The 25,087-nt window shown below is 66.0% G+C and carries 17 protein-coding genes; 13 read left to right on the top strand and 4 right to left on the bottom strand.

Features of this window, described 5'->3' with window-relative positions; all coding sequences use genetic code 11:
• Positions 1 to 27: 27 nt before the first annotated feature.
• From HYG77_RS32705 to HYG77_RS32660, 10 genes are all read left to right on the top strand, one after another.
• The gene (locus HYG77_RS32705; protein WP_208963797.1) at positions 28 to 1,236 is read left to right on the top strand and encodes an acetyl-CoA C-acetyltransferase; all 1,209 of its coding nucleotides are present in this window, start codon (positions 28 to 30) and stop codon (positions 1,234 to 1,236) included.
• A gap of 78 nt (positions 1,237 to 1,314) precedes the next feature.
• A complete protein-coding gene (locus tag HYG77_RS32700) occupies positions 1,315 to 3,465 on the top strand; it encodes a 3-hydroxyacyl-CoA dehydrogenase NAD-binding domain-containing protein (RefSeq protein WP_244461458.1) in 2,151 nt (716 codons plus the stop codon).
• Between the two features lie 3 nt (positions 3,466 to 3,468).
• A complete protein-coding gene (locus HYG77_RS32695) occupies positions 3,469 to 4,611 on the top strand; it encodes an acyl-CoA dehydrogenase family protein (protein WP_208963795.1) in 1,143 nt (380 codons plus the stop codon).
• Positions 4,608 to 5,408: an SDR family oxidoreductase gene (locus HYG77_RS32690; RefSeq protein ID WP_208963794.1), complete on the top strand. Its 801-nt coding sequence runs from the start codon at positions 4,608 to 4,610 to the stop codon at positions 5,406 to 5,408. The genes HYG77_RS32695 and HYG77_RS32690 overlap by 4 nt, the downstream gene beginning before the upstream one ends.
• A 28-nt stretch (positions 5,409 to 5,436) precedes the next feature.
• Positions 5,437 to 6,507, top strand: a complete 1,071-nt coding sequence (locus HYG77_RS32685) for a phosphotransferase family protein (protein ID WP_244461457.1) — start codon at positions 5,437 to 5,439, stop codon at positions 6,505 to 6,507.
• Position 6,508: 1 nt separating this feature from the next.
• Positions 6,509 to 6,919 carry a hypothetical protein gene (locus tag HYG77_RS32680; protein ID WP_208963793.1) on the top strand — a complete coding sequence of 137 codons (411 nt, stop codon included), beginning with the start codon at positions 6,509 to 6,511 and terminating at the stop codon, positions 6,917 to 6,919.
• An 18-nt stretch (positions 6,920 to 6,937) separates the two neighbouring features.
• Positions 6,938 to 8,473: a long-chain-fatty-acid--CoA ligase gene (locus HYG77_RS32675; RefSeq protein ID WP_208963792.1), complete on the top strand. Its 1,536-nt coding sequence runs from the start codon at positions 6,938 to 6,940 to the stop codon at positions 8,471 to 8,473.
• A gap of 45 nt (positions 8,474 to 8,518) precedes the next feature.
• On the top strand, positions 8,519 to 11,266 hold the full coding sequence (locus HYG77_RS32670) for an ATP-binding cassette domain-containing protein (RefSeq protein ID WP_208963791.1): 2,748 nt from the start codon (positions 8,519 to 8,521) through the stop codon (positions 11,264 to 11,266).
• Positions 11,263 to 12,006, top strand: a complete 744-nt coding sequence (locus HYG77_RS32665) for an ABC transporter ATP-binding protein (protein ID WP_208963790.1) — start codon at positions 11,263 to 11,265, stop codon at positions 12,004 to 12,006. The genes HYG77_RS32670 and HYG77_RS32665 overlap by 4 nt, the downstream gene beginning before the upstream one ends.
• On the top strand, positions 12,006 to 13,247 hold the full coding sequence (locus HYG77_RS32660; RefSeq protein WP_208963789.1) for an ABC transporter substrate-binding protein: 1,242 nt from the start codon (positions 12,006 to 12,008) through the stop codon (positions 13,245 to 13,247). Before HYG77_RS32665 ends, HYG77_RS32660 begins: the two co-directional genes overlap by 1 nt.
• Positions 13,248 to 13,331: 84 nt before the next feature.
• Here HYG77_RS32660 and HYG77_RS32655 read toward each other — a convergent pair whose 3' ends face one another.
• Positions 13,332 to 15,266, bottom strand: a complete 1,935-nt coding sequence (locus HYG77_RS32655; RefSeq protein ID WP_208963788.1) for an NAD(P)/FAD-dependent oxidoreductase — start codon at positions 15,264 to 15,266, stop codon at positions 13,332 to 13,334.
• Positions 15,267 to 15,296: 30 nt separating this feature from the next.
• Positions 15,297 to 16,337 (bottom strand): LLM class F420-dependent oxidoreductase, encoded by a 1,041-nt coding sequence (locus tag HYG77_RS32650; protein WP_208963787.1) that lies wholly within the window; start codon positions 16,335 to 16,337, stop codon positions 15,297 to 15,299.
• Between the two features lie 539 nt (positions 16,338 to 16,876).
• On the opposite strand from HYG77_RS32650, the gene HYG77_RS32645 reads away from it, so the two are divergent.
• On the top strand, positions 16,877 to 18,289 hold the full coding sequence (locus HYG77_RS32645) for an acyl-CoA dehydrogenase family protein (protein ID WP_244461456.1): 1,413 nt from the start codon (positions 16,877 to 16,879) through the stop codon (positions 18,287 to 18,289).
• On the top strand, positions 18,190 to 20,052 hold the full coding sequence (locus HYG77_RS32640) for an acyl-CoA dehydrogenase (RefSeq protein WP_208963786.1): 1,863 nt from the start codon (positions 18,190 to 18,192) through the stop codon (positions 20,050 to 20,052). Before HYG77_RS32645 ends, HYG77_RS32640 begins: the two co-directional genes overlap by 100 nt.
• 75 nt (positions 20,053 to 20,127) lie before the next feature.
• Here HYG77_RS32640 and HYG77_RS32635 read toward each other — a convergent pair whose 3' ends face one another.
• Both HYG77_RS32635 and HYG77_RS32630 read right to left on the bottom strand, forming a co-directional pair.
• The gene (locus tag HYG77_RS32635; protein WP_208963785.1) at positions 20,128 to 21,678 is read right to left on the bottom strand and encodes an AMP-binding protein; all 1,551 of its coding nucleotides are present in this window, start codon (positions 21,676 to 21,678) and stop codon (positions 20,128 to 20,130) included.
• On the bottom strand, positions 21,675 to 23,819 hold the full coding sequence (locus tag HYG77_RS32630) for an acetate--CoA ligase family protein (RefSeq protein ID WP_208963784.1): 2,145 nt from the start codon (positions 23,817 to 23,819) through the stop codon (positions 21,675 to 21,677). The genes HYG77_RS32635 and HYG77_RS32630 overlap by 4 nt, the downstream gene beginning before the upstream one ends.
• 341 nt (positions 23,820 to 24,160) lie before the next feature.
• Between HYG77_RS32630 and HYG77_RS32625 the strand changes: the two genes are divergently transcribed.
• Positions 24,161 to 25,057, top strand: coding sequence for an alpha/beta hydrolase fold domain-containing protein (locus HYG77_RS32625; protein WP_208963783.1), 897 nt, complete (start codon positions 24,161 to 24,163; stop codon positions 25,055 to 25,057).
• Positions 25,058 to 25,087: the final 30 nt, after the last annotated feature.

The following is a 25,087-nucleotide window of genomic DNA, read 5'->3' as shown; positions in this document are numbered from 1 at the left end:
CGCACCACCTCGAGAACAGGATTCGAAATGCCCCATGACGTGTACGTGTACGACGCCTTCCGCACCCCGCGAGGTCGTGGACGAGGCGGAGCCCTGCACGGCGTCAAGCCCATCTCTCTGGTCGTCGGTCTGCTGCAGGCGCTTCAGGACCGCAACCCGAGCCTCGACCCCAAGCGCGTGGACGATCTGATCCTCGGCGTGGTCGGACCGTTGCGCGATCAGGGAGCCGACATCGCGCGTACCGCGGCGATGGCCGCCGGCTTGCCCGAGACCGTGGCCGGTGTGCAGATGAACCGCTTCTGCGCGTCCGGTCTCGAGGCCGTCAACACCGCATCGCAGAAGGTGGCATCGGGGTGGGAGTCGCTGGTCCTCGCCGGCGGTGTCGAAAGCATGTCCCGTGTTCCAATGGGATCGGACGGCGGTGCATGGGCCAACGATCCGGAGACCAACCTGACCACCGGGTTCGTTCCACAGGGCATCGGCGCCGACCTCATCGCGACCCTCGAAGGCTTCACTCGTGAGGACGTCGACGCGTTCGCCGTCGAATCGCAGCGCCGCGCCGCAACCGCCTGGGACGAGGGCCGATTCGCTCGCTCGATCGTGCCGGTGCTCGACCGGAACGGACAGACCGTCCTCGACCACGACGAGCACATCCGCCGGGGCACGACCGTCGAGTCGCTCGGCCGGATCAAGCCCGCGTTCGCGGGGCTCGGCGCAGCCGGCTTTGACGCGGTCGCGCTGCAGAAGTACCACTGGGTCGAGCGGATCGAGCACGTGCACACCGGCGGTAACTCGTCGGGCATCGTCGACGGCGCGTCGCTCGTCGCACTCGGAAACGAACAGGTCGGCACCGAACTCGGCCTGACACCGCGCGCCCGCATCGTCGCGGGCGCGGTGAGCGGCTCCGACCCGACGATCATGCTGACCGGCCCGGCCCCGGCGAGCCGCAAGGCCCTCGAGGTCGCCGGACTGAGCGTCGACGACATCGACCTGTTCGAGATCAACGAGGCCTTCTCCTCGGTCGCCCTGCGCTTCATGCGAGACCTCGATCTTCCGCACGAGAAGGTCAACGTCAACGGGGGCGCGATCGCCATGGGGCATCCGCTCGGCGCGACCGGCGCGATGCTGATCTCGACGATGGTCGACGAACTCGAGCGCCGTGATCTGCGCCGCGGACTGGTGACGCTGTGCGTCGGCGGCGGCATGGGCATCGCGACGATAGTCGAGCGGGTGTGAGTGCACGTGACCGACATTTCCCCCCGACAGACATCGCACCGAGAGAATCGTGACCGCACCATGAGCGAGGCCAGCGCCGTGACCACCACAGACACCACCACCGAGACCATCACCTGGGAACAGACCGAATCCGGGGTCGTCGTCCTGACCTTCGACGACCCCACACAGTCGGTCAACACGATGACCGCGGCGTGGTCCGCGTCCCTGTCCGCGGCCCTCGACCGGCTCGCCGCCCTCGGATCCGACCTGACCGGGGTGATCCTCACCTCCGCCAAGAAGACGTTCTTCGCCGGCGGCGATCTCGGTGACCTGCTCGCGACGACGCCCGAACAGGCCGGCGAGCTCACCGTATTCGCGGACGGTGCCAAGGCCATGCTGCGCCGGCTGGAGACACTCGGTGTCCCCGTGGTTGCCGCACTCGGCGGCAGCGCACTCGGCGGCGGTTACGAGATCGCGCTCGCGTGCCACCATCGCATCGCCGTGGATTCTCCGGCGCTGCGGATCGGACTTCCCGAGGTCACCCTCGGTCTGCTGCCCGGCGGCGGTGGGGTCGTGCGCACCGTGCGCCTGCTCGGGCTGGAGGTCGCGCTCGACAAGGTCCTGCTGCCCGGTACCGCCTACCGCGTCCAAGACGCGCTCGACCTCGGACTGATCGACCGCATCGTCCCCGACGCCGGCTCCCTCATTGCGGCTGCAACGCAATGGATCTCGGCCAACCCCGGTGCCACCCAGCCGTGGGACCGAGGTGAGCCCATTCCCGGCGGCACCGCATACACCCCCGAGATCGAGGCGGTTCTGCCGGTGCGCAGTGCCGTGCTGCGCACCCGGCACAAGGGCGCGCCGATGCCCGCCCCCGCCAACATCCTGGCCGCGGCCGTCGAGAGCACGCAGGTCGACTTCGACACCGCGGCCGCGGTCGAGACCCGGTACTTCGTCGAACTGGCCACCGGACCGATCTCCAAGAACATCATCCAGGGCACCTTCTTCGACAAGCAGACCATCAAGTCCGGCGCGAGCCGCCCAAAGGGCTTCCCCGTCCACCGCGCGAGGTTCGCCGCCGTTCTCGGTGCCGGCATGATGGGCGCCGGCGTGGCCCTGTCATGTGCACTCGTGGGAATGCGGGTGGCACTCAAGGACATCGATACCGCAGCCGCGGAACGTGGCAAGGACTATGCCCGCAAGGTACTGGGCAAGCAGGTCGAGGCCGGCAAGCGCACCCGAGAGGACGCCGACGCGATCCTGGACCTCATCACCCCGACCGCATCGGTCGCCGACCTCGCCGGCGCCGACCTGGTGATCGAAGCGGTATTCGAGGATCCGGGCCTCAAGCGAAAGGTCTTCGCGGAGGTCCTCGAGGTGGTGGCCCCGGATGCCGTGCTCGCCTCGAACACCTCCACCCTCCCCATCACCGACCTGGCGAGCGAGCTACCGCGGCCCGACGACTTCATCGGCCTGCACTTCTTCTCGCCGGTCGACCGCATGGAACTGATCGAGATCATCGTCGGCGACAAGACCAGCGACGCGACCCTCGCCAAGGCCTTCGACATCGCGCTGCAGATGCGCAAGACCCCGATCGTCGTGGGAGACGGACGCGGCTTCTTCACCAGCCGGGTCATCCTGCAACGTCTCGTGGAAGCGGCCGCGATGATCGGCGAGGGCGTCGACCCGCAGTCGATCGAACAGGCGTCTCTGCAGGCCGGCTACCCCGTCGGCACCCTTGCGCTGCTCGACGAACTCACCCTGTCGTTGCCGCTGAAGATCCGCGGCCAGTTCCGCGAGGTCGCGGAGCAGCAGGGCGCCGAACTCGCCGACCATCCGGGCGACGCAGTGCTCACCGCGATGGTCGAGGAACTGGGCCGGCCCAGCCGGGTGGCTGGCGGCGGCTTCTACGAGTACCCGGAGGGGCGGCGCGGTGCCCTGTGGCCGGGCCTGGCCGCACGCTTCCCGGTCACCGGCGAACGTGCCGACCTGATCGACCTGCGCGATCGTCTGCTGTTCGCCGAGGTGCTCGAGACGGTCCGCTGCCACGAGGACGGAATCCTCCGCTCGACCGCCGACGCGAACGTCGGGTCGCTGCTGGGCATCGGATTCCCGACCTGGACCGGCGGCACCAGCCAGTTCGTCGCCGGATACCCCGGTGGCACCGAGGCATTCGTTCGCCGTGCACAGGAACTCGCCGACAAGCACGGGCCGCGGTTCACCCCACCCGCATCGCTGCTGGAGGGCTGACGCGTGCGCAGATCCCTCTACACCGCGGAACACGAAACGTTCCGGTCGGCGTTCCGGGCGTTGCTCGACCGGGAAGCCGTGCCGAACGTCGACAAGTGGGAGCAGGCCGGGACCGTCGACCGGGATTTCATCACCGCGGCGGCCAAATCCGGTTACCTCGGTTTCGAATTCGATCCGGAATTCGGTGGCCTCGGAATCTCGGACTTCCGCTACAACGCGGTGATGACCGAGGAGGTGGTGCGCTCCGGCATGGCCGGCGACACCTTCAGCATGCAGAACGACATCATCGTCCCGTATCTGCGCGACCTCACCACCGATGAACAGAAGCAGCGCTGGCTCCCGAAGTTCACTCGGGGAGAATGCGTTACGGCCCTCGGGATGACCGAGCCCGGCGCCGGCTCGGATCTGGCGTCGATCCGGACGAGCGCGGTCCGCGACGGCGACGATCTGATCGTCAACGGCACCAAGACGTTCATCACCAGCGGCGCCACCTGCGACCTGGCGATCGTACTGGTGCGGACCGGAGAGCGGGACGGACGCGGGACGTCGTTCGTCGCCGTGGAAGCCGGAACACCCGGATTCGAACGTGGTCGGCCCATGCACAAGATCGGTCGTAAGGCCCAGGACACCGCGGAGCTGGTGTTCACCAACTGCCGGGTCCCGGCCGCGAACATCATCGGTGAACCCGGCCGCGGGTTCGGCTCGGCCATCGCCAACCTTCCGCGTGAGCGACTGTCGATCGCGGTCTCCGGGGTCGCGTCCGCCGCACACGCGCTGAGTCTCGCACTCGACCATGTCCGGTCCCGGGTGGCTTTCGGTGCACCCCTGGCGGATCTGCAGTCGGTGCGCATGAAGATCGCGGAGATGCACACCGACATCCAGGTCCTCCAGCACTACGTCGACGGATGCGTGCAAGCACTCGTCCGCGGCGACCTCACCGCGGACGACGCCGCGGGCGCCAAGTACAAGGCCACCGACCTGCAATGGGATGTGGTCGACCGCTGCCTGCAGCTGTTCGGCGGCTACGGCTACATGGAGGAATATCCGATCGCGCGGATCTGGCGTGATGCGCGCATCCAGCGCATCTACGGAGGAGCGAACGAAGTGATGAAGGACCTCGTCGGCCGGGCGGTGGTGGCACGATGACCGCGGAACCGGGTGCACTCTCGGGCCGCACCGCGCTCGTCACCGGAGGCTCTCGTGGAGTCGGCCGAGCCGTCGCACTGCGCCTGGCCCGTGACGGCGCCGCGGTCGCGGTGAACTACCGGCGCGACGCCGCAGCCGCCGACGAGGTGGTCGAGCAGATCATCGCAGCCGGAGGCCGCGCCGCAGCGTACTGCGCATCCATCGACGACGAGACTGCCGTCGCGGACATTGTGGTGGCGATCCGGTCCGATCTCGGTCCAGTCGATCTGATCGTGAGCAACGCCGGGTCGGCCAGCCGCGGTCAGGATGTGGCGTCGACGCCGTATGCCGACTATCTGCAGCTCATGCGGGTGCACGCGTTCGGCCCGATCGGGCTCATCCAGCAGGTGCTGCCGGATATGCGCAAGGCGGCCGCGGGGGAGGTGGGACGCGGCGATATCGTGATGATCTCGTCCAACACCACACTGTCGGCACCGCCGAACTCCGCGCCGTACACGATGGCCAAGGCAGCGATGGAGATGTGCGTGCGCACCCTCGCGCGGGAAGAACGCCGCTACGGCATCCACGCCAACATCGTCGCGCCCGGGCTCATCGCCACCGATATGGGCAAGCGCCTGGTGTCCGCCTCGCGTGGAACCGACATCGGTGATCTCGACGCCGACTCACCGTTCGGGCGCGTGTGCAGGCCCGAGGATGTCGCCGGCACGGTGGCGTTCCTGGTCTCCCCGGACTCCGGGTATGTGACCGGGCAGCAGCTCATCGTCGACGGCGGTGGCCCGAATCCGACCATCTTCTGACGACCGATACACGAGTGAGGGCATTTCCGTGACGACCGTGGCCGAGGCAGACACTCCTATGACCGAGCACGACGATTTCTTCGCCGAGCTGACCGCCGCACTGGACGCTGCGCTGTCCGCCGGTGGATCCCTGCAGTTGACCGACATCGACCAACGTGGCGAGGGCAATTCGTGGGAGACCTATCTGGTCACCGCGCAGTGGACGAGCGGTGCCGACCGCCGCACCGACACCTTCGCCGTCAAGCGGCAACCGGTCAGCGGCATCACCGGCGACTACGACGTGGATCGTGAAGTCGCGTTGCTCGAGGCCGCGGCGCGCACCGGAATGAAGGTGCCTGCGGTTATCGCCCACCGCGGCGAGACACACGGTGTGCGTGGTTTTTTCGCGATGGAGAAGGTGCCGGGCATCATCCCGATGCCGTACACCGTGTCGCGGCTGATCCCGGACACCGCCCAGCGCGCGGAGCTCGGGCGGGAGGTCGCCCGCGAGATGGCGCGTCTGCACAGCGCGGATCCACGCACCATGGGGCTGAGCAGGCTCGGGGAGGTGCCCGACGGCGCCGACACCGGCCGGATCGAGAACGACAAGTGGGCCGGGGCATACCGCGAGGTCGCCGACATCCCGATCCCCATTCTCGATCTGGCATGTTCGTGGCTCGACCACCGCAGCGATGCGGTATCCGGCCGGGTGAGCTTGGTCCACAACGACTTCCGGGTAGGAAACCTCGTCGTGCAGGACGGGACGATTTCCGGCGTCCTCGATTGGGAGACCGCCCACTTCTCCGACCCCACCGCCGACATCGCATGGTTCGCGCAGCGCACCTCGCGGGGCCGATCCCCGCTGTTGTGCAAGCTGATCGAACTCGAGCCGTTCCTCGACGAGTACGAGCGGGCGGGCGGGTGGCGGCCGAGCCCCGAGACCCTCACCTGGTGGTCGGTCCAGTCCCTGGTCAAGACCGCCGTGGGCTGCCTGCAGGCGGTAGATGTGTACAAGCGCGGGGACCGCGACGAGCTGCGGTATTCGAACATGGCGCACAGCGTCTACTACAGCATCGGCTGGCTGACGAAGATGCTCCGCGACGGAGAATGGGGAAACTGACATGACCGTCTATTCGACAAACCTGACCAGGTTGCTGAGCACGATCACCGACACGCTCGGCCGGCGCGTCGCTCCGGCGCTCGAGGACGGACCCGCCCGCCTCGAGCTCGCGGCCGTGCTCGAACAGCTCGACAACCTCGCGGAACATCTCGCGTGGGACCAGGTGCGGCTGGGACAGACATGCAAACGCACCGAGAAGCTCGCGGTGCGGCTCGGACTCGCATCCGACCCCGAGCCGGCCGTCGACGTCGACACGCTGCGCAGGCGTCGACAAGACATCTCCGAAACCCTCCGCGCTGCCTACCGCGACGGTGCCCCCGACAGGAGCCTCGTCGACGCCGTGCTCGAGTTCTCCGAACAAGACGTACAGGAACAGATTTCGACCACACTGCGTGCCGGCCTGCCCGGCTGATCGGAAAGGGTGGTGGACATGCGTGTCCACGAACTGCTGGACCACTGGGCCGACCGATTCCCGGACGAGATCTACGTCAGCGACGGTGATCGAAGTCTGACCTGGAACGAGATGCGGGAGTGGACGCACCGCGTCGGCAACTGGCTGGCCGACACACTGCAGCCCGGTGATCGATTCTGCATGCTCGACCGCAACTCGCTGGAGATGATCGCGCTGTACTTCGGCGCCTCACGCGCCGGGGTGGTTCCGGTGCCTCTCAACTTCCGGCTGGCTCCCCAGGAGTGGAAGTACATCGTCGAGGACGCGCGGTGCACACTGGCCGTCGTCCACGAAGATTACGCCGACACACTGACCGCCGCCGTACCGGGCGTCATGGCCTCGGTCATGCGGGACGACAGTGACTCCCGGCTGAAGTTCGCCGACGACGTGGTCGCATACCCGGCCGATCGCATCGACAGGAACGTGCCGGCCGAGGCGATCTATCACCAGATGTACACCAGCGGAACCACAGGGAAACCGAAGGGCGCCATGGTGACCCACCGGGCCGCCTGTGCCAACGCGTTTCAGATCCAGCTCGCCCTGGATGCGAACCGAAAACGAACGCTGTGCGTGATGCCGCTGTTCCACGCCGGCGCGGCACTGCAGATTCTCGCGTACACGACCGGTGGCTGCTCGATCCGCGTGGTCCGCGACTTCGACCGGGCGAGCGTGCTCCGGTCGATGTCGGAACTGCAAATCCAGCTTCTCACCCTGGCACCGGCCATGATCCAGGACATGGTCGCCGACCCGCTGACCGCGGAACTGGACTTCAGCGCTCTGGACCTGATGGTCTACGGCTCGGCGCCGATGGCGGTGGAAGTGCTGAAAAAGGCGATGGGCATGTTCGGATGCGACTTCGCGCAGGCATACGGCATGACCGAATCCTGCGCGGTGGCAACCATTCTTGCCCCGGAGGACCACCATCGGGCGCTCGAATCGAACCCGGGAATCCTCATGTCCGCGGGGCGGCCCCTCCTCGGAACCGCGCTGCGCGTGGCGGCACAGGACGGCAGTGACGTCCCGGCCGGATCCGTCGGCGAGGTCCTCGTGCGAGGGCCGCAGCTGATGAGTGGGTACTGGGCTCTCGAGGACGCCACCCGCACGGCCCTCGGCGACGGCTGGCTCCGGACAGGCGACGCCGGATACCTGGATTCCGAAGGATTCCTGTACATTTCGGATCGAGTGAAGGACATGATCATCTCGGGTGGGGAGAACATTTACCCGCGGGAGATCGAAGAAGTGCTCTTCACGATGGGGGGTGTCGCCGACGTCGCCGTCATCGGTGTGCCGAGCCAGCGGTGGGGTGAGAGCCCGATCGCGTTCGTGGTGCCCCGGCCGGGGGCAGACCTCACCGAACACGACGTACTGGAGCACTGCCGGGCCGATCTCGCCCGGTTCAAGTGCCCGGCCGAGGTGGTGTTCGTCGACTCGCTGCCGCGCAGCGCGGTCGGCAAGGTGCTCAAGCGTGAGCTGCGGGCTCCCTACTGGGAGGGCATGGCTCGCGGGATCAACTGAACTTCCGGCGGCGTGCGTCAGTGCGGCCTGGCCCAAGGAGCAAGAGTGGACATAGTTTCGTTCGTCATCATCGGGTTGGTGGCCGGTTCGATCTACGGACTGGCGGCCGTCGGCCTCGTTCTCACCTACAAGACTTCCGGAGTATTCAACCTCGGGCACGGCGCACTGGCGGCTCTCGCCGCCTACTCGTTCTACGTGCTCAACGTTCAACTCGAGCTGTCGTGGCCGATCGCGGCGTTCGTCACCGTGTGCGTAGTCGGACCCGCGGTCGGGCTGCTCCTCGAATTGCTCGCCCGAAGACTGCAGGGCGCCGCGTTGCCGCTCCAGATCGCCGGTGTCGTCGGAATTCTGCTGGTCGTCCAGGCCGGGACGCTGCTGATCTTCGGTGCCCAGGAGGTGCGCCGGGTACCGTCGTTCCTGCCGAAGGGCCGCATCGAGGTCGGTGGCACCCTCATCCAGTACGACGATGTCCTGACCTTCGTGATCGCTGTCGCGGCGACGGCGGGCCTGTGGGCGTTCCTCCGGTGGACCCGGACCGGGATCGCGATGAAGGCTGTGGTGCAGAACCCCGAACTGCTCGAGCTGGTCGGGCACAGCGCAACACGGGTGCGCCGGTGGGCCTGGATTCTCGGCACCGTGATGGCCTCCCTGTCGGGTGTCCTGCTCGCACCGATCATGCCCCTGGACCCGGTCCAGTTGACGTTGCTGGTCGTCGCAGCTTATGCCGCTGCCGCGATCGGCACCTTCAGCAACCTGCCGGGAACGTTCGCCGGCGGACTCGTCGTCGGTGTGCTGGCCGCCCTGTCGACCCGATGGCTGACGAACGGCATCCTCGCCTCGCTCCCGGCGGCACTGCCGTTCGCGATCCTGTTCGTCGTACTGCTCTTCTTCCCGAAGAAGTACCTCGTCGACAAGACCGCCGTCCGGATACATCCCCGGCCGACGTGGAAGGCTCCGGTCCGGCTCCAGGCCATGGGCGGCGCCCTGGTCGTCGCCTTCCTGGTGACCGTCCCCCTCTTTGCCGGTATCCATCTGGTCGACTGGACGGTCGCGGTGGCGATGATCCTGGTCTTCGGATCGCTGTCGTTGCTGGTGCACACCTCCGGACAGGTGTCGCTCGCCCAGATCGGGTTCATGGCGGTCGGTGCCGCGACGTTCTCGCACCTGTTGCAGGGCACGGGGATGTCGTGGCCCGTGGCGCTGCTGCTCGCCGGTGTGGTCGCCGTGCCGATCGGTGCGGTGCTGGCGGTACCGGCGATCCGTCTCGGTGGGTTGTACCTGGCGATCGCGACGTTCGGGTTCGGAATCTTTTTGCAGCAGATGTTCTACACGCAGGACTTCATGTTCGGTGCCGCGTCGTCGGGTCTCGAGGTACGACGGCCCGACACCATGATCGTCGATTTCGCCTCGGACGCCGGGTACTACTACCTCGTTCTGGCGATCGCGGTCGTATCGGTGGCCGTGGTGTTCACACTCGAACGTGGCCGGCTGGGCCGACTGCTGACCTATATCAAGCAGTCGCCACGAGCGGCGGAGGCCAACGGAGTTCCCGCGGCCATGACGCGAGTGTTAATCTTCTGCATCGCGGCGTTCCTCGCTGCGATCGGGGGAGCACTGGCAGCGTCCGCCCAGCAGAGCATCTCGGCCGATAGTTACGCCCCGCTCATCTCGCTCACCGTGTTCGTCATCATCGTCCTGAACGGTCCGGCGGTGCCGTGGAACGCGGTCCTCGCCGCGGCGGCATACACGCTCATTCCCAGCTATTTTCCGAGCGCCGAGGTGGGGACCTACCTGCAACTGCTGTTCGGGCTCAGCGCGATCGCGCTCATCGTGCTGCCGCCGGCACAGCTCCCGGTGCGGGCGACGTCTCTCGCCGACCGGTGGTTCCGTCGCGACGATCGGACCGAACCGCCACTGCACACCGCACCGCCACTGCACACCGAACCCCCACTGCACACCGCACCGCCACTGCACACCGAACCGATCGACCCTGCAGTACTCGAGGTTTCGAAGGTCGGTGTCGCGTTCGGAGGCGTCAAGGCGCTCGATGGTGCCGACATCGTGTGCACTCCGGGACGAGTGACAGGGCTGATCGGTCCCAACGGTGCGGGCAAATCGACGTTGTTCAACGCGGTGACCGGATTGGTCGCCATCTCCGGCGGATCGGTGTCCTTCGGGGGAGTTGACCTTCGAGGGAAGAGTCCGTCCGCCCGGGCGCGTGCGGGCATCGGCCGCACCTTCCAGACCGTCGAGCTGTTCGAGTCGATGACGGTGCGGGACAACGTGTCGGTCGGTGCCGAGGGACGAACCGTCCGGCTCGACCCGACCACCCACCTGCGGTCCTCGAAAGCCGAACGGGACCATATCCGGTCGGCGACCGAATCCGCGCTCACGGCGTGCGGCCTCGAGGACGTCGCCGACCAGCATGCGATGAATCTTCCGACCGGTACTCGACGATTGGTGGAGGTTGCCCGCTGCCTGGCCGGCGGCCACACGATCCTGCTGCTGGACGAACCCTCGGCGGGTCTGGACCACAACGAGTCGGCGCGGCTCGGCGAGCTGGTCCGGCGGGTTGTCGACGAACGTGGAATCGGCGTGATCCTCGTCGAACACGATGTCTCGCTGGTACTCGGCGTCTCCGACGAGGTGTACGTTCTCGAATTCGGACGCGTCATCTTCTCCGGCTCTTCCGCCGACGCGCGTCGCTCGAGTGTCGTGCAGGCGGCATATCTCGGAACAACCGAGCCGGTCGACGACGTGCAGTCCGATCGGGAACTGGAGGAGATCAAATGACCACGCCGACCCTGCAGGTGACCGGACTGTCCGCCGGCTACGGGAAACTGACCGTGCTGCGGGACGCGAACGTGACCGTGGAGCCCGGTTCGGTCGTCGCGCTGCTCGGTCCGAACGGTGCCGGAAAGAGCACCCTGCTCGCGGCGATCGGAGGTGTGCTCACACCGACTTCGGGTTCCGTTCGGCTCGGGGAAACGGACATCACCTCGCACCGGCCGGCCACACGCGCCGCTGCAGGGATCTGCCTCATACCCGAAGGGCGGGGGATTTTTCCAGGACTGTCCGTGCGGGAGAACCTCCTCCTTGCTGTGGACGGCTCTCTGAGCGACCAGTACGAGCTGGCATTGGACACCTTTCCCGAGATCGGCCGGCGCATGGACGCGAAGGCGGGAAGCCTGTCCGGTGGCCAGCAGCAGATGGTGGCTCTGGCCCGCGCCTTCCTGCCCCGCAGTTCCGTGATCATCCTCGATGAGGTGTCGATGGGGTTGGCGCCGTTGGTGATCGACCAGATCTTCGATGCCCTCGACGTTCTCCGGAAGTCCGGGAAGTCGATCCTGCTCGTCGAACAATATGTCGGTCGCGCACTGGGCAGTGCGGATGTGGTGCACCTGATCGACCGGGGTCGGGTATCAGGACCGATCGATCCGTCGTCGTTGAACGAGGACGAACTCATGGGCCGATACCTGGGAATCGAAATCGCTACCGAGTTGAAAGAATCTACAGCTGAGGAGAACGTGTGATGAGAACGATGTGGAGGCGGGCTGCGCTCGCGGCCGCGGTGGGAGCACTTGTGCTGTCCGGCTGTTCCGCCGAACAGGAGCAGTCGCCGACACCGTCGACGCCTCTGACCAAACCTGCGATCGTGGTCGGTACCGTCTGTGGGTGCTCGGGCGTGTCCGCACCCACCCACGGCCGGGTCGGCGACGTCGCGCAGGCCTGGGCCGCGAGCGTCAACGATTCCGGTGGAATCAACGGCCATCCGGTGGAGGTCATCGTCAAGGACATCGGCCAGGAGCCGTCGAAGGCGCTGGCCGCGGTCAAGAGCCTCGTCGAGGAGGAGGGGGTCGTTGCGATCGTCGGTCCCATCACCGGTACCACCGGGTCGTGGCGGCAGTACGTCGAGGAGAAGGGAATCCCCGTACTTGGGGGCGTGCCCTCCGACGCAACGTTCCTCGCGAGCGACAACTTCTATATCGCGGGCTCGCCCAATCCGGTCATCACCTACGGTCTGGCGAAGCTCGCCCGTGAAGAGGGCACGACCAAGCTGGGTGTCGTGTACTGCTCGGAATCACCTGTGTGCGCGGATTCGGATGCGCTGGCGGGTAAGTCGGCGGCCGATGTCGGAATCGGGTACTTCTCGGTCAAGGCCGCGGCGGCCGCTCCCAACTACACCGCGGTGTGCCAGACGATGAAGAACGAGGGCGTCGACGGCCTCTTCCTGGCTCACATCACCAGTGTGGACGTCCGGATCGCGGAGGACTGCCACAAGATCGGTTACGAGCCCCAGTTCTACAGTTCGGCCGGAGCGGTCGGTAACGAATTCATGGAGTCACCGGCCGCCGAAGGATTGCTGTTCACGCAGTCCAATGCTCCGTACTACGACCCGTCCGTGCCGGTCGTTGGTGAGGCACGGGAGACGATCGACTCGTACTACGAGGGATTGACGGACTCGGCGCAGTTCTCGGCCGTCGCGTTCGATTCCTGGATCGCCGGCAAGCTTTTCGAGGCCGCCGCCGATCGCGCAGGGCTGACGTCGGACTCCACACCCGCCGATGTCGCTCGGGGACTGGGCGAAATCGATGGTGACACACTTGGCGGGCTGGCTCCGCCGCTGACGTACTCCGATACCGACCGTTCCTACCCGACCTGCTATTACGTCGGTGAGGTCCGAGACGGGCAGCTGGAAGCTCGTGACGGCGGAAATTCGACCTGCCTCGACGAGTCCGACCTCGAGTCGGAGGTCTTCGCGACGATCCACTGAGTAGCGACGGTTGACCGGGTAGCAAAGAAATTCGCCGGGTTTCTTCGGAAACCCGGCGAATTCCGCTTGCCTCGTGTCGGCTTTTTAGGCCCCGCGACGTTTCGTCGCCGTGAAGTCCCCAGGTTCGGGGTTGGCGGTGCGCGCCCAGTACTCGGGTACCGGCCAAGGCGAGTTGGTGACCACTCGTCCGCTGGAGTTACGGTAGTAGCTGCTCACGCCGTCCATCGCGTACACCATGGCGGCGTTGGCCTCGTCGAGCTCGGAGTTGTAGCGCTCATACGGCTCCTGCTTGCATTCGAGGGCTGCGAGATCCTCGGTGACGAGCCGGCTGATCGACTCGACGACGTACCGCACCTGGGCTTCAGCGATGGTGATGTAACTACCGCCGGGCGGATTCGTATTCGGACCGTAGAGGAAGAACAGATTCGGGAACCCCGGCGTGGTGATGCCGAGGTACGCGCGCCCGTTGTCATCGTTCCAGATGTCGCGTAGCGACGTTCCGTCGGTCCCGCGAATGTCCATCGGGTACAGGAAGCGCTGCTGCTGAAAACCGGTGCAGAGGATGAGGACGTCGATGTCGCGGTGTTCACCGTCGGCAGTGACGATTCCGTCGGGTGTGAGTCGTTCGATGCTGTCGGTGAGGAGCTCGACGTGGGGCTTGCGGAGTGTGGCGAACCAGCCGTTGTCGATGAGGAGCCGCTTACCGAACGGGGGGTAGTCGGGCAGCGTCTTGCGCTGCAGTTCTTCCTCACCGGCCAGTTGGCTCTTCAGGTACGCGGTGAAGTGCGCCCGGTACGCGTCGTTGAGGGAGCTGACGAGCTTGCCCTTCTCCTCGCGGCGCGGGTCGACCGGCAGCGCGGCGAAGGTGCGTTCGGTGTAGAGCCAGTACAGACGGAACCGGTACCAGCCCCGATAGAACGGGATGTTGTCGTAAAGCCAGTGCTTGCTGGCATCCGACTGCTGGAAATAGTGCTCGTTGGGGGCGATCCACTGCGGCTGACGCTGCAGCAATGCCATGCTCTCGACCTGATCGGCGATCGCCACGACGAGCTGCATGGCGCTCGCGCCGCTGCCGACCACCGCGACCCGCTTGCCGGTCAGGTCCAGATCCTCGGGCCACTGTGCGGAATGGACGATCTCGCCGCGAAACTCCGATGTGCCGGGGAAGTCGGGGACGTTGGGAGTGCTGTGCAGGCCGGCGGCGGTCACCAACGAGGTAGCGCGCAACTCCTGTTGCGTGCCATCGGGTCCGGTGACCGACAGGATCCACAGTTGCTCGTCCGCGTTCCATACTGCGGTGTCGACCGAGTGACCGAGCCGGATCCGGTCGGTGATTCCGGCCTCGCGGGCGACATCGGCGAGGTAGTCGAAGATCTCATTGCGACGGGCGAAGTACTCGGACCAATTCTTGGGACGGAACGAGAACGAGTACAGGTCGCTGGGGATATCGACCCGTGCGCCGGGGTACCGGTTCTCCCACCAGGTACCGCCGATGTGGTCGTTGCGCTCGAGGACGGTGTAGGGAATGCCGGCCTTCTCCAGGTTGATGGCGCAGGTTATTCCGGAGATTCCGGCGCCGACAATCGCGACACCGAAGTCGGGGCGCGACGTCCGGACGAGGTCACCGACGTTCTCGGGGGTGAAGGGTGCGAACCCGAGTTGTTCGGCGATCATCGGTGCGTAGACCTCGGAGATCGGTTCGCCCATGACCGTGCTCATCAACCGGGTCAGCTCGCTGCCGGTGGGCGCGGGGTGTGTGATCGGCTTGCCGTTGCACCAGTCGAGCACCGCGTCGGTGACCGCGTTGTGGATCTCCGCCTGGATCGCCGGTGCGAGGCCGCCGTCGTTCAGCTCCTCGAATCCCTTGGTAGAGGCTGGAAGATACGGTGAGGACAGCCACTTTTCTTCGCCGGTCAACTGATAGAGGACGGGAAGCAGGCAGGGAATATTGCCTGCGGTGACTGCGGCGTGCACGGTGGCACGGTCGAGATTCGGGTTCGGCGTGAAGACAGGGCTCACGGTTGTCCTTCCGGAGTGGGGGGTAGGGGGTCACGCGATCAGGGAGCGAAGGGTTTCGATCGCAGCGAGCCGCTCGGCGTGCTCGGATGCCACCGGTACGACGTTGAGCAGCCCGACACCGAGTTCGTCCAGCATCGCGATGCGTTCCGAGACGTAGGTCGCCGGGCCGATGAGCGAGGTGGCGCGGACGAGTTCGTCGGGAACCGCGGCCGTGGCTTCGGCATGACGTCCGGCCAGGAACAGATCCTGTATCTTCGCCGCCTCGTCGGCGAATCCGTAACGGCACGCCAGCGTGTTGTAGAAGTTGCGATCCCGCGACCCCATCCCGCCGATGTAGAGCGCCAGTTGCGGGCGGGCGCGATCGAGCCAGGGCGCGGTGTCCTCGACGATCGCGAAGGGAAGGCGAACGATGATGTTCAGTTCGTCGAGAGCGGGGTCGCGTTTGGCACTCCCGCGCTGCAGCGCCTCACCCCACACCTCGTGCATCTTCTCCGGGTGGAAGAAGATGGGTTCCCAACCTTGCGCGAGTTCGGCGGTCAGCTCGACCATCTGGTCACCGAGTGCAGCGATCGAAACCGGAATATCCGGACGCACAGGATGATTAATCAACTTCAGAGGCTTGCCGAGGCCGGTTCCCCGGTCTGCCGGAAGTGGAACGTTGTAGTGGCGTCCCCTGTGGCGGAGTGGTTCGCGTCGCCAGACGGTGCGGCATATCTCGATCATTTCCCGTGTCTTGCCCACGGCGCCGCCGAAAGGTGCACCGTGGAATCCTTCCACCACCTGTGGCCCGGAGGCTCCGATTCCGAGACGGAATCGCCCCTCGGATACGTAGTCGAGGCCGGCGGCGGTCATGGCGAGCGTGGCGGGGGTTCTGGCGTCGAGGGCGAGAATGCCGGTCGCGAGTTCGATTCGCGACGTACGTGCGGCGAGGTAACCGAGTTGGCTGACCGCGTCGAACGAGTAAGCTTCGCCCAGGGTTGCGGAGTCCAGTCCAGCGGATTCGTAATCCGCTGCCTCCGAAGCTAATTCGTGGAAGGGACGGCCGTGGCCCAGGATGGTGCCGATGCGCATGTGGTTCCTGCCTTTCGCGACGTGCAGCGCTCATGCTGCGACAGATGTCCTCGGGTGTTCGACCGCTCGGCTCTTGTCGGGCTGCGGATCGACGACGTGGCGTATGAACGGAACGGTGGTTAATGATAACTATGGTCCATGGTAACGGTCAATGGCTGTTGAACTGCTCATAATATTGGACAAGTTAGTGGCGACTATGCACTCGCGCGCATGGATCGAACGGCAATCCTGCCCGGGAGGCGTGCAACCTCGGCGTGCGGCCGGGGCGTTACTCCTCTGCCCGCGATCGTGTGCGATGCGCGCGACCGCCACGCGGCTCGAAAATCGATCTGTGAACGGAGATTGTGGACTAGTCTGGTTCGTATTACCTTTTGACCTGCGCTATCGCCTATTGACATTAGTGGTAACTATGTTAGCTTACTCACACTAGAGTGCTTTCGGAGTCAACTTCGGGGGCACCGTAAGGCAATGACAACCGGTTGCGTGGGAACACACGAATGTTGGGCACGCCTCCGGACATCCCCACGAAAGGCATGAACATGACCGAGACGCTGACCCGAGACACAGTTGCCGGCAGCGACAGGGAGGCCGACTATCTGCAGCGCGCTCGTTCCATCGCCCCGCTGATCAGGCAGGAAGCGGCCGCCATCGAAGAGGGCCGGACGATCACGAAACCGGTCGCGGACGCGCTCGTCGAATTGGGTCTGCACGGAATGCTGATCCCCGAAGAACTCGGCGGTGGCGGCCTGCTCCCCAGCGAGGGGATGCGGGTGTTCGAGGAGATCACCAAGTCCGATGCTTCGACCGGCTGGGCATGGATGGCCAGCGAATGGGGCACCGCCGGCGTGGTGGGTTACCTCGATCCCGCGGTGACGAAAGAACTGATGAGCAAGGACGAGCCCTTCATCGTCGCCGGTCAGCTCCTGCCGCGGTACCCGGGCGTGCAGGTCGAGGGCGGTTACATCATCGACGGCAAGTACTCCTTCGCCAGCGGCTCCGACCACGCCACCTGGGTGGGCGCCGGGTTCTTCGTCGCCGATGAGCAGGGAAACCCGATCCTGGGTGAGAACGGGCAGCCGCAGGCGCGTATCGCATTGTTGCCCAAGAACCAAGTCGAGTTCGAGAAGAACTGGGACGTATGGGGTCTCGCGGGCACCGGCAGCAATGACTACACGATCACAAAGCAGTTCGTTCCCGCCGAGTACACCACCCCCACCTTCGGTGGTACTCCGACGCGCTCGGAAACCATGTACAAGCTGACGAACGAACTGGCCGGTGGCCTGCCGCATGCGCCGATCGCGCTCGGAATCGCTACCCGTGCATTGGAAATCGTCGCGAGCATCACGGCTGGCAAGACCCGTCCCACCTACACTGTCCCAGTGGGGGACGCCGAGATCTTCCGGATCGACTTCGCGCGCAGGGAAGCCAACCTCCAGGCCGCGCGTTTGTACTGCTACGAGGTCACCAAGGCTGCCGAAGCTGCCGTGAACTCCGGACAGGCGGTGACCCCCGAACACATCGCCCGGGTGAGCCAGATGCTGTCCTGGGTGCACGAAGTCGCGGCCGATGTCGTGACTTTCGCCCATCGTTGGGGTGGCAGCCAGAGCATCGGCCGCAAGAGCACGCTGGGCCGTTTCGTTCGCGACATGAATGTGGCAACCCAGCACCTGCTCGTCGATCCGATCATGCTCGTCAATGCCGCGGGGGGTTCTGCTCCCGATCTACGCAGAAGCCGAAGCCTGATCCGAGATTCCGGCCCGATCATGAGATTCCGGTCCGGCCGCGCCTTCGGGCGCGGCCGGGTGTTCCGGCCTGCCCGGGGCAGGCCGACGAGTGTGAGAGGTACCCGACCATGGGGCATTACAAGAGCAATCTCCGCGACGTGGAGTTCAACCTGTTCGAACTTCTCGAGCGCGACCGTGTACTCGGGGCCGGGCCGTTCGAGGAGGTAGACCTCGATACCGCGAAGGTCGCACTGCGCGAGGTCGATCGTCTCGCGCGCGAGGAGCTCGCGGGATCGTTCGAGGATTCCGATCGCAGTCCTACGGTCTTCGATGCCGCTTCGCACACGGTTACCGTCCCGCCGTCCTATGCGGCGACGTACAAGACTTGGATGGACGCCGAATGGTGGCGCCTGCGTGTGCTTCCCGAATTGGGCGGAACTCACGCGCCCAGTTCCCTGAACTGGGCCCTCGGCGAGTTCGTCCTGGGCTCGAACCCGACCCTGTGGACATATGTGGGGTTTCCGACGGCCACGCGGGTGGTGTGGCGTCACGGCACCGATCGGGACAAGAAGATCGCGGAAATCGCTGCGGACAAGCAGTGGGGCGCGACGATGATGCTCACCGAACCGGACGCCGGTTCCGACGTCGGGGCCGGTCGCACCAAGGCCACCCCCAACGACGACGGCACCTGGAACCTTACGGGTGTCAAGCGGTTCATCACTGCGGGCGAACACGATCTGACGGACAACATCATCCACATGGTTCTGGCCCGGCCCGCGGGTGTCGAGGGCGCCGGAGGGCCCGGCACCAAGGGACTCAGTCTGTTCCTCGTCCCCAAGTTCCACTTCGACCTCGAGACCGGTGAGCTCACCGGCGAGCGCAACGGTGTCTACGTCACGGGCGTCGAGAAGAAGATGGGCGTGAAGGTCTCCGCAACCTGTGAAATGACGTTGGGTGAGAACGAACCGGCACGCGGCTGGCTTCTCGGGGAGGTCCACGACGGCATCGGTCAGATGTTCGACGTGATCGAAGACGCCCGGATGATGGTGGGTTCCAAAGCGATCGCGACCCTGTCGAGCGGGTATCTCAATGCGCTCGAGTACGCGAAGATCCGGTTGCAGGGTGCCGACCTGACGCGTTCGTCCGACAAGGCGGCACCCCGCGTGCCCATCACCCGCCACCCCGACATCCGCCGGTCGCTGCTCACACAGAAGTCGTTTGCGGAGGGGCTCCGGTCCCTGGTGCTGTACACCGCGTCGTGGCAGGACGAGATTGCGATCGGGAAGGCTGCCGGCACCGATACGACCCTCGCGGAGGCGGTCAACGACCTGCTCCTGCCTGTGGTCAAGGGATACGGCTCCGAACGCTCGTGGACGATCCTGGGAACGGAAGCCCTGCAGACCTTCGGTGGATCGGGATACCTTCAGGACTATCCCCTCGAGCAGTACGTGCGCGACGCCAAGATCGACACCGTCTACGAGGGAACGACCGCCATCCAGGCGCAGGACCTGTTCTTCCGCAAGATCGCCCGGAACCGGGGGGTGGCTTTCGGGCACCTCGTGCGAGAGATCTCGGGATTCGCCGACGATCCGGCCGCGGTCACAGACCTTGTCTTCGAACGAGACCTTCTCGTCGAGGCGACCGACAGCGTGAAGTCGATCGTCGCGAAGATGACAGCCGACTTGCAGAAGTCGAGTCCGACTGTCGAAGGCGGCGACGAGAAGAACGTCTACAAGGTCGGACTCAACGCGACCCGACTGCTCTACGTGCTCGGTGACATCCTCGTCGCCTGGCTGCTGTTGCGCAGTGCCGCAATCGCTCTCCGCGCGCTCGACACGGAGCTTCCCGCGGCCGAGAGGTCCTTCTACGAGGGCAAGGTTGCGGCAGCGCGGTTCTTCGCTCGCAACGTCCTTCCTGTCGTGGTGGCCGAGGGCAGGATCGCCGGTGCCGTCGACGATTCCGTGATGGGCCTGGACGAGGCAGCGTTCTGACGACAACAGCGTCCGAGAACGAGATGCGCGCCCGATCGAATCGATCGGGCGCGCATCTCGTGTGTGGTACCCGCGTTATGCGTGTCCGGTGGGCACCTCGGCCGTGTGCTGCTCCCAGTACGGGGCCTTCAACCGTCGCTTGAACAACTTGCCGGTGTCCTCACGCGGCAGGGTGTTTTCGAACACCACAACCTTGGGCACCTTGTACCGTGCGAGGCGACGGGCGACGTGCGCGCGGACGTCGTCGTCGGCGAGGGTCGCCCCGGGATCCGGTTGAACGTGCGCCGCCACGGCTTCGTCGAAATCCGGATCGGGAATGCCGAACACTGCGACGTCGGCCACTCCGTCGAGGCCGAGTATCACCGATTCGATCTCGGCCGGATAGATGTTGACCCCGCCGGAGATGATCATGTCGTTCCGGCGGTCGCTCAGGTACAGGAAGCCGTCCGCGTCGACATAGCCGATGTCACCGACGGTGACGAACCCGTCATTTTCCATGGCGCGGCGTTTGGCGTCGTCCCCCAGGTACGTGAAGTCGGGCCATGCGGAGAACGGCCGGAGGTAGATGTCGCCGGGTTCGCCGACGGCGGCCTCGCTGCCGTCTGCGGTGATGATCCGCACGGCGGCATCGGAGACCGGTCTGCCTACCGTGCCGGGGTGCGCGAGCCATTCCTCGCTCGAACAGATCACGGCAGCACCGGATTCGGAACCGCCGTAGTACTCGTGGACGATCGGGCCGAACCAGTCGATGATCGCGCGCTTGATGTCGGGTGGGCACGGGGCGGCCGCGTGGACGACGGCGGTCAACGACGACAGGTCGTACCGCTCCCGCACCGGGGCCGGCAGCTTCAGCAGGCGTACGAACATCGTGGGAACGGCTTGGACGTGTTCGATCCGGCGTTGCTCGATCACCCGGAGGAGTTCCTCCGGGTCGAAGCGCGGCATGATCTCGACGTCCATGCCCAGTGCGAACGCGAACTGGAACTGCGTGTTCGGGGCGGTGTGGTACATCGGGGCGGCGACGAGCGTGGAACGTGCAGTGCCGAACCCGAACGCCGCGATCACCACCTCGTGCAGCGCGGTGACGTCCTGGGGAGCAGTCGGACTGCGCAGGATCCCCTTCGGCAATCCGGTGGTGCCGGAGGTGTAGATGACGCTCATGGGCGGTTCGGTGATCCCGGCGATGTGCGGCTCGTGGACGTCGAGCAGTTCGTCGAGGTCCGGGTATCGTCCCGAGGCCGCGGGACGGGCGAATCCGTAGGCGGCCGCCACTACCTGCGGCGTCCGCACTTCGACGATCGTGGTACCCGGCGGGAGAACCGCTTCGACCTTCGGGAGCAGGTCGGTGTGCACCAGCACCACCTTGGCCGCGCTGTCGCTGAGCACGTGACCGAGATCGTCGGAGTTCCCGTGCCAGTTCGCAGGGACCGGAACCGCACCGATCGCGGCACCGGCAAGGGTGGCCTCGACGAAGCCGATCTCGTTGCGCATCACCAGCGCGTATCGGTCACCGTGCCCCACACCGAGGGCGGACAACGCCGAGGCCAGGCGAGTGGCGCGCACCCGTATCTCCGAGTGGGTACGGACGTCGGTGCCGCAACGTATGACTGCTTCGGTCGTCGTCATCGAATCCCTTCCGTGTCGCGCACGATGCAGAGGGCGTCGACCGCGACGAGACCGTCCTCGGTGACGAGGAGCGGATTGACATCGAGTGATTCGACCCAGCCGTGGCACGCGGCGGCCAGCTGCCCGAAGCCGACGAGAAGATCGGCGAGCTGCGCGAGGTGCCAGGGCTCGGATCCGCGATAACCGTGCATCAGGCGCAGGTCGCGGAACTCGTCGATGAGAGCCACGGCGTCGGTGCGGGTGAACGGTGCCGGACGACCACCGACTCGCTCGAGTACCTCGACGAGGATGCCACCGATACCCAGGACCACCATCGGCCCGAGCTCGCTGCGCCCCTCGATGCCGACCAGCAGTTCACCTCGCGCGGCCGTCATCGGCTGGATGGCCACGGTCTCTGGCAGCCCGTGCTGCTGCGCGATCGCGCGCATGTCGGCCACGGCGCGTTCGAGATCGTCCCGACCGACGTCCAGCACGACGGCTCCGAGCTCCGTCCGGTGGGGCACATCGGCGAGTTTCACCGCGTACGGTCCCGCGAAACCGGGCTCGACCTGCTCACCGGTGTCGACCGTGCAATGCGGCGCCGTGGGTATGCCGAACCGGTCGAGCAGCGCCATGGCCTGGGTGAACGGCAGAAAACTCCGGCCGTCACCGGCGTCGGGGAGCGGTCCGGTCGGGCGCGGGACGGGCGTAATCACGTCGGCCGGCGGACGTGGCGTCTCACGGTCGCGGACGAACGTGCCCATCGTGTGCAGTCCGCGCAGCGTGCCGCGGAGCCCGTACCCGAGTGCGACGCTCCCATCGGAACCGATGACTTCCTGCGCATAGGCACCGACGGGGCCGGCGCCAGCCGCGATCGCGACCGGCTTTCCGAATCGGCGCGCAGCGACGGCAACGTCGTCGATGAGGCGGCGGTACATCGGGGAGTCGTCGCCCTCGCCCCACATGTTGACGAAGACGACGGCGTCGAGTTCGGGTGATCCGACGTAACGGTCGACGATGTCCGTCCAGAACGCCGCGCCGAAGCCGGTGGTGTCGAGCGGGTTCGGGACGGTGATGCCCGGGATGGTCGAGCGCACCCAGTCAGCAAGGTCGTCCAGGGGCGGGAGGACCAGACCTTCCGCTTCGGCGAGGTCGTAGGCCAGGGACGCGAAGCCTCCGGTCCCGGCAACGACACCCAGGCGGTCGACCTTGTTCCACTTGGCGGGGTCGAGTTGGCCGACGAGCGACAGCCGGTCCACCAGTTCCTCGAGATCGTGGGCGAGTTGGATGCCTGCGTGACGGAACGCCACGTCGTAGGCCCAGGCGTTCCCGGCAAGCGCTCCCGTGTGCGAGGCCGCCATCTGCTGGGTCCGGCTGTTGCGTGCGAGTTTGAGCGCCACGATCGGCTTTCCCGCCGCGATGCATCGGCGGGCCGCGCGCAGGAACTCCTCGGGCCGGCGGATGCCCTCCACAATCAGTCCCACGGCGGCGGTCTCCGGGTCCGAGGCCAGGAAGTCCACGTAGTCGGCCATGTCGGTGGTGACTTCGTTTCCGGCCGAGATCAATCGTGAGATACCCGTGCCGGTGCGGGCGCGGGCGGCGATCGCGATGCCGCCGATCATCGCGCCGCTGTGGGAGACGATCGACACCCCACCCGCCGGTGGCTGGTAGTCCGCCGAGGCGGTCAGGTTGAGACTGCGGGGAACACTGATGTAGCCCAGGCTGTTCGGCCCGATCACGGCCATTCCGCCGCGCTGCGCTGCGGCGGCGAGTCGACGCTGGAGATCCTCCCCGTCCGCGCCTACTTCGGAGAAACCGGCGGCGTAGATGACGAGCCCTCCGCAGTCGAGTGTCGCGCACTCCTCGGCCAGGGTCACCGTCCGTTCTGCCGACATCACGGACAGGACGGCATCGATGGGTTCCGCTATGTCCGCGATGGTGCGATAGGTCGGTCTTCCCAGAACGGTGGGTGCCGTGGGGTGGACGAAGAACACCTCGGCGTCGCTGTCGAGCGTCGGCTGGATGAAGGGCGCAACGGGGGATTTGTCGCTCAGTCCGACAACCGCGATGGTCGACGGGTTCAGCACGCGTTCGAGAGAGGGTGAGGGGCGAACGTCGGACTCCTGTGTGCGGGAGGAACCGTCGGCCGAGATGAGGGTCATGGTTGTGGACCTCCGGGCGAGAGTGGGGACGTCTGGACGAGTGCCCGGCCGTTGTGTCCGCGTCCGGGGATGTGTCGGGACGGAGCAGAACTCAGGCCGGGGAAAGGACCGGGACCGCGGGTGCGGGTACCGGCGGTGTCTTTGCGGCACAGGCTGGTGTGACCGAGCCGTGCCGCTATCTGCTGAAATCTATCCTGTGAACCCCTGTTATGGCCAGATCGTTGTGCATTCGGAAAAAAGTCCTGGGAAATACCTTCCAAAGTTAGTGATAACTATGTAACATTGCTCACAACCCCATCGCGAGGCGATGTCGGGATTCGAACTCGATTTTCGGAGGACCCATGGCCAGGACCGAAGCTCTCGTGCGCGCCGAGAAGATGTGGGTGGAAGGTTTCCCTGACCCGGCGACGGCGACGGTGGACGATCTGCGCGACGCATACGACCGGCTGTTTCTGCAGTTCCCCCTCCCCGAGGGCATCGAGCCGGTAGAGGGTGAGGTCGGCGGCGTCCCCGTCCTGTCCGTTACGGCTGAGGGAGCGGCGCAGGACAAGGTCCTCGTCTGGTTCCATGGTGGCGGGTACATCATGGGCAGCGCGCGGGGCTTCCAGGAACTCGGACACAACCTCTCACGCGCCAGCGGCGTGACCGTCGTGCTGCCCGACTACCGGCGTGCACCCGAGAATCCGTTCCCCGCTGCCGTCAACGACGGCATCGCCGTGATCTCCGCACTCGTCTCGCAGTATGGTGCGGGCAATGTCGCGGCCGGTGGCGACTCGGCCGGCGGCGGACTCGGACTCGCCGCTCTCCTCGCGGTGCGTGACAAGGGTGAATCGCTTCCCGCAGCAGCGGTATTCATCTCAGCCCTCCTCGACCTCACGGCAAGCGGCGACAGCATCGACGAATTCGACGGCAAAGACGTCGCGGTCTCACGCGGGTCGATCGGTAACGTCGGCGACGCCTACCTGCAGGGCCACGATCCGAAGGATCCGCTGGCATCTCCGCTCTTCGCCGACCTGCACGACGTGCCGCCGACACTCTTCCTGGTCGGTTCCGGTGAGGTGCTCCTCGACGACTCCCGCCGAGCGGCCGCCGCGATCGTGGAGAACGGCGGAGCGGCGAGCGTCTCGACGTACGACGACATGGTCCATGTGTGGCCGCTGTTTTCGTCGATCCTGCCGGAGGGCATTCAGGCCGCGGATGAAGCTGGAGCCTTCATCCGCAAGCACCTCGGACTCTGACACCTCGTCGGGTCCCACCAGACATGCGGG

The sequence above is a fragment of the Rhodococcus sp. ZPP genome, from assembly GCF_017656075.1.
GTDB classification, from domain to species: Bacteria; Actinomycetota; Actinomycetes; order Mycobacteriales; family Mycobacteriaceae; genus Rhodococcus_F; species Rhodococcus_F oxybenzonivorans.
The sequence above is the reverse complement of the archived record's forward strand: the minus strand, read 5'-3'. Positions and strand labels throughout refer to the sequence as shown.

Excerpts from the sequence above, each read along its gene's own strand:
- HYG77_RS32680 (WP_208963793.1), top strand. The coding sequence starts at position 6,509 with ATGACCGTCTATTCGACAAACCTGACCAGGTTGCTGAGCACGATCACC.
- HYG77_RS32645 (WP_244461456.1), top strand. The coding sequence starts at position 16,877 with ATGACCGAGACGCTGACCCGAGACACAGTTGCCGGCAGCGACAGGGAG.
- HYG77_RS32625 (WP_208963783.1), top strand. The coding sequence starts at position 24,161 with ATGGCCAGGACCGAAGCTCTCGTGCGCGCCGAGAAGATGTGGGTGGAA.
- HYG77_RS32635 (WP_208963785.1), bottom strand. The coding sequence starts at position 21,678 with ATGACGACGACCGAAGCAGTCATACGTTGCGGCACCGACGTCCGTACC.
- HYG77_RS32705 (WP_208963797.1), top strand. The coding sequence starts at position 28 with ATGCCCCATGACGTGTACGTGTACGACGCCTTCCGCACCCCGCGAGGT.
- HYG77_RS32660 (WP_208963789.1), top strand. The coding sequence starts at position 12,006 with ATGAGAACGATGTGGAGGCGGGCTGCGCTCGCGGCCGCGGTGGGAGCA.
- HYG77_RS32665 (WP_208963790.1), top strand. The coding sequence starts at position 11,263 with ATGACCACGCCGACCCTGCAGGTGACCGGACTGTCCGCCGGCTACGGG.
- HYG77_RS32640 (WP_208963786.1), top strand. The coding sequence starts at position 18,190 with ATGGGGCATTACAAGAGCAATCTCCGCGACGTGGAGTTCAACCTGTTC.
- HYG77_RS32675 (WP_208963792.1), top strand. The coding sequence starts at position 6,938 with ATGCGTGTCCACGAACTGCTGGACCACTGGGCCGACCGATTCCCGGAC.
- HYG77_RS32630 (WP_208963784.1), bottom strand. The coding sequence starts at position 23,819 with ATGACCCTCATCTCGGCCGACGGTTCCTCCCGCACACAGGAGTCCGAC.
- HYG77_RS32690 (WP_208963794.1), top strand. The coding sequence starts at position 4,608 with ATGACCGCGGAACCGGGTGCACTCTCGGGCCGCACCGCGCTCGTCACC.
- HYG77_RS32650 (WP_208963787.1), bottom strand. The coding sequence starts at position 16,337 with ATGCGCATCGGCACCATCCTGGGCCACGGCCGTCCCTTCCACGAATTA.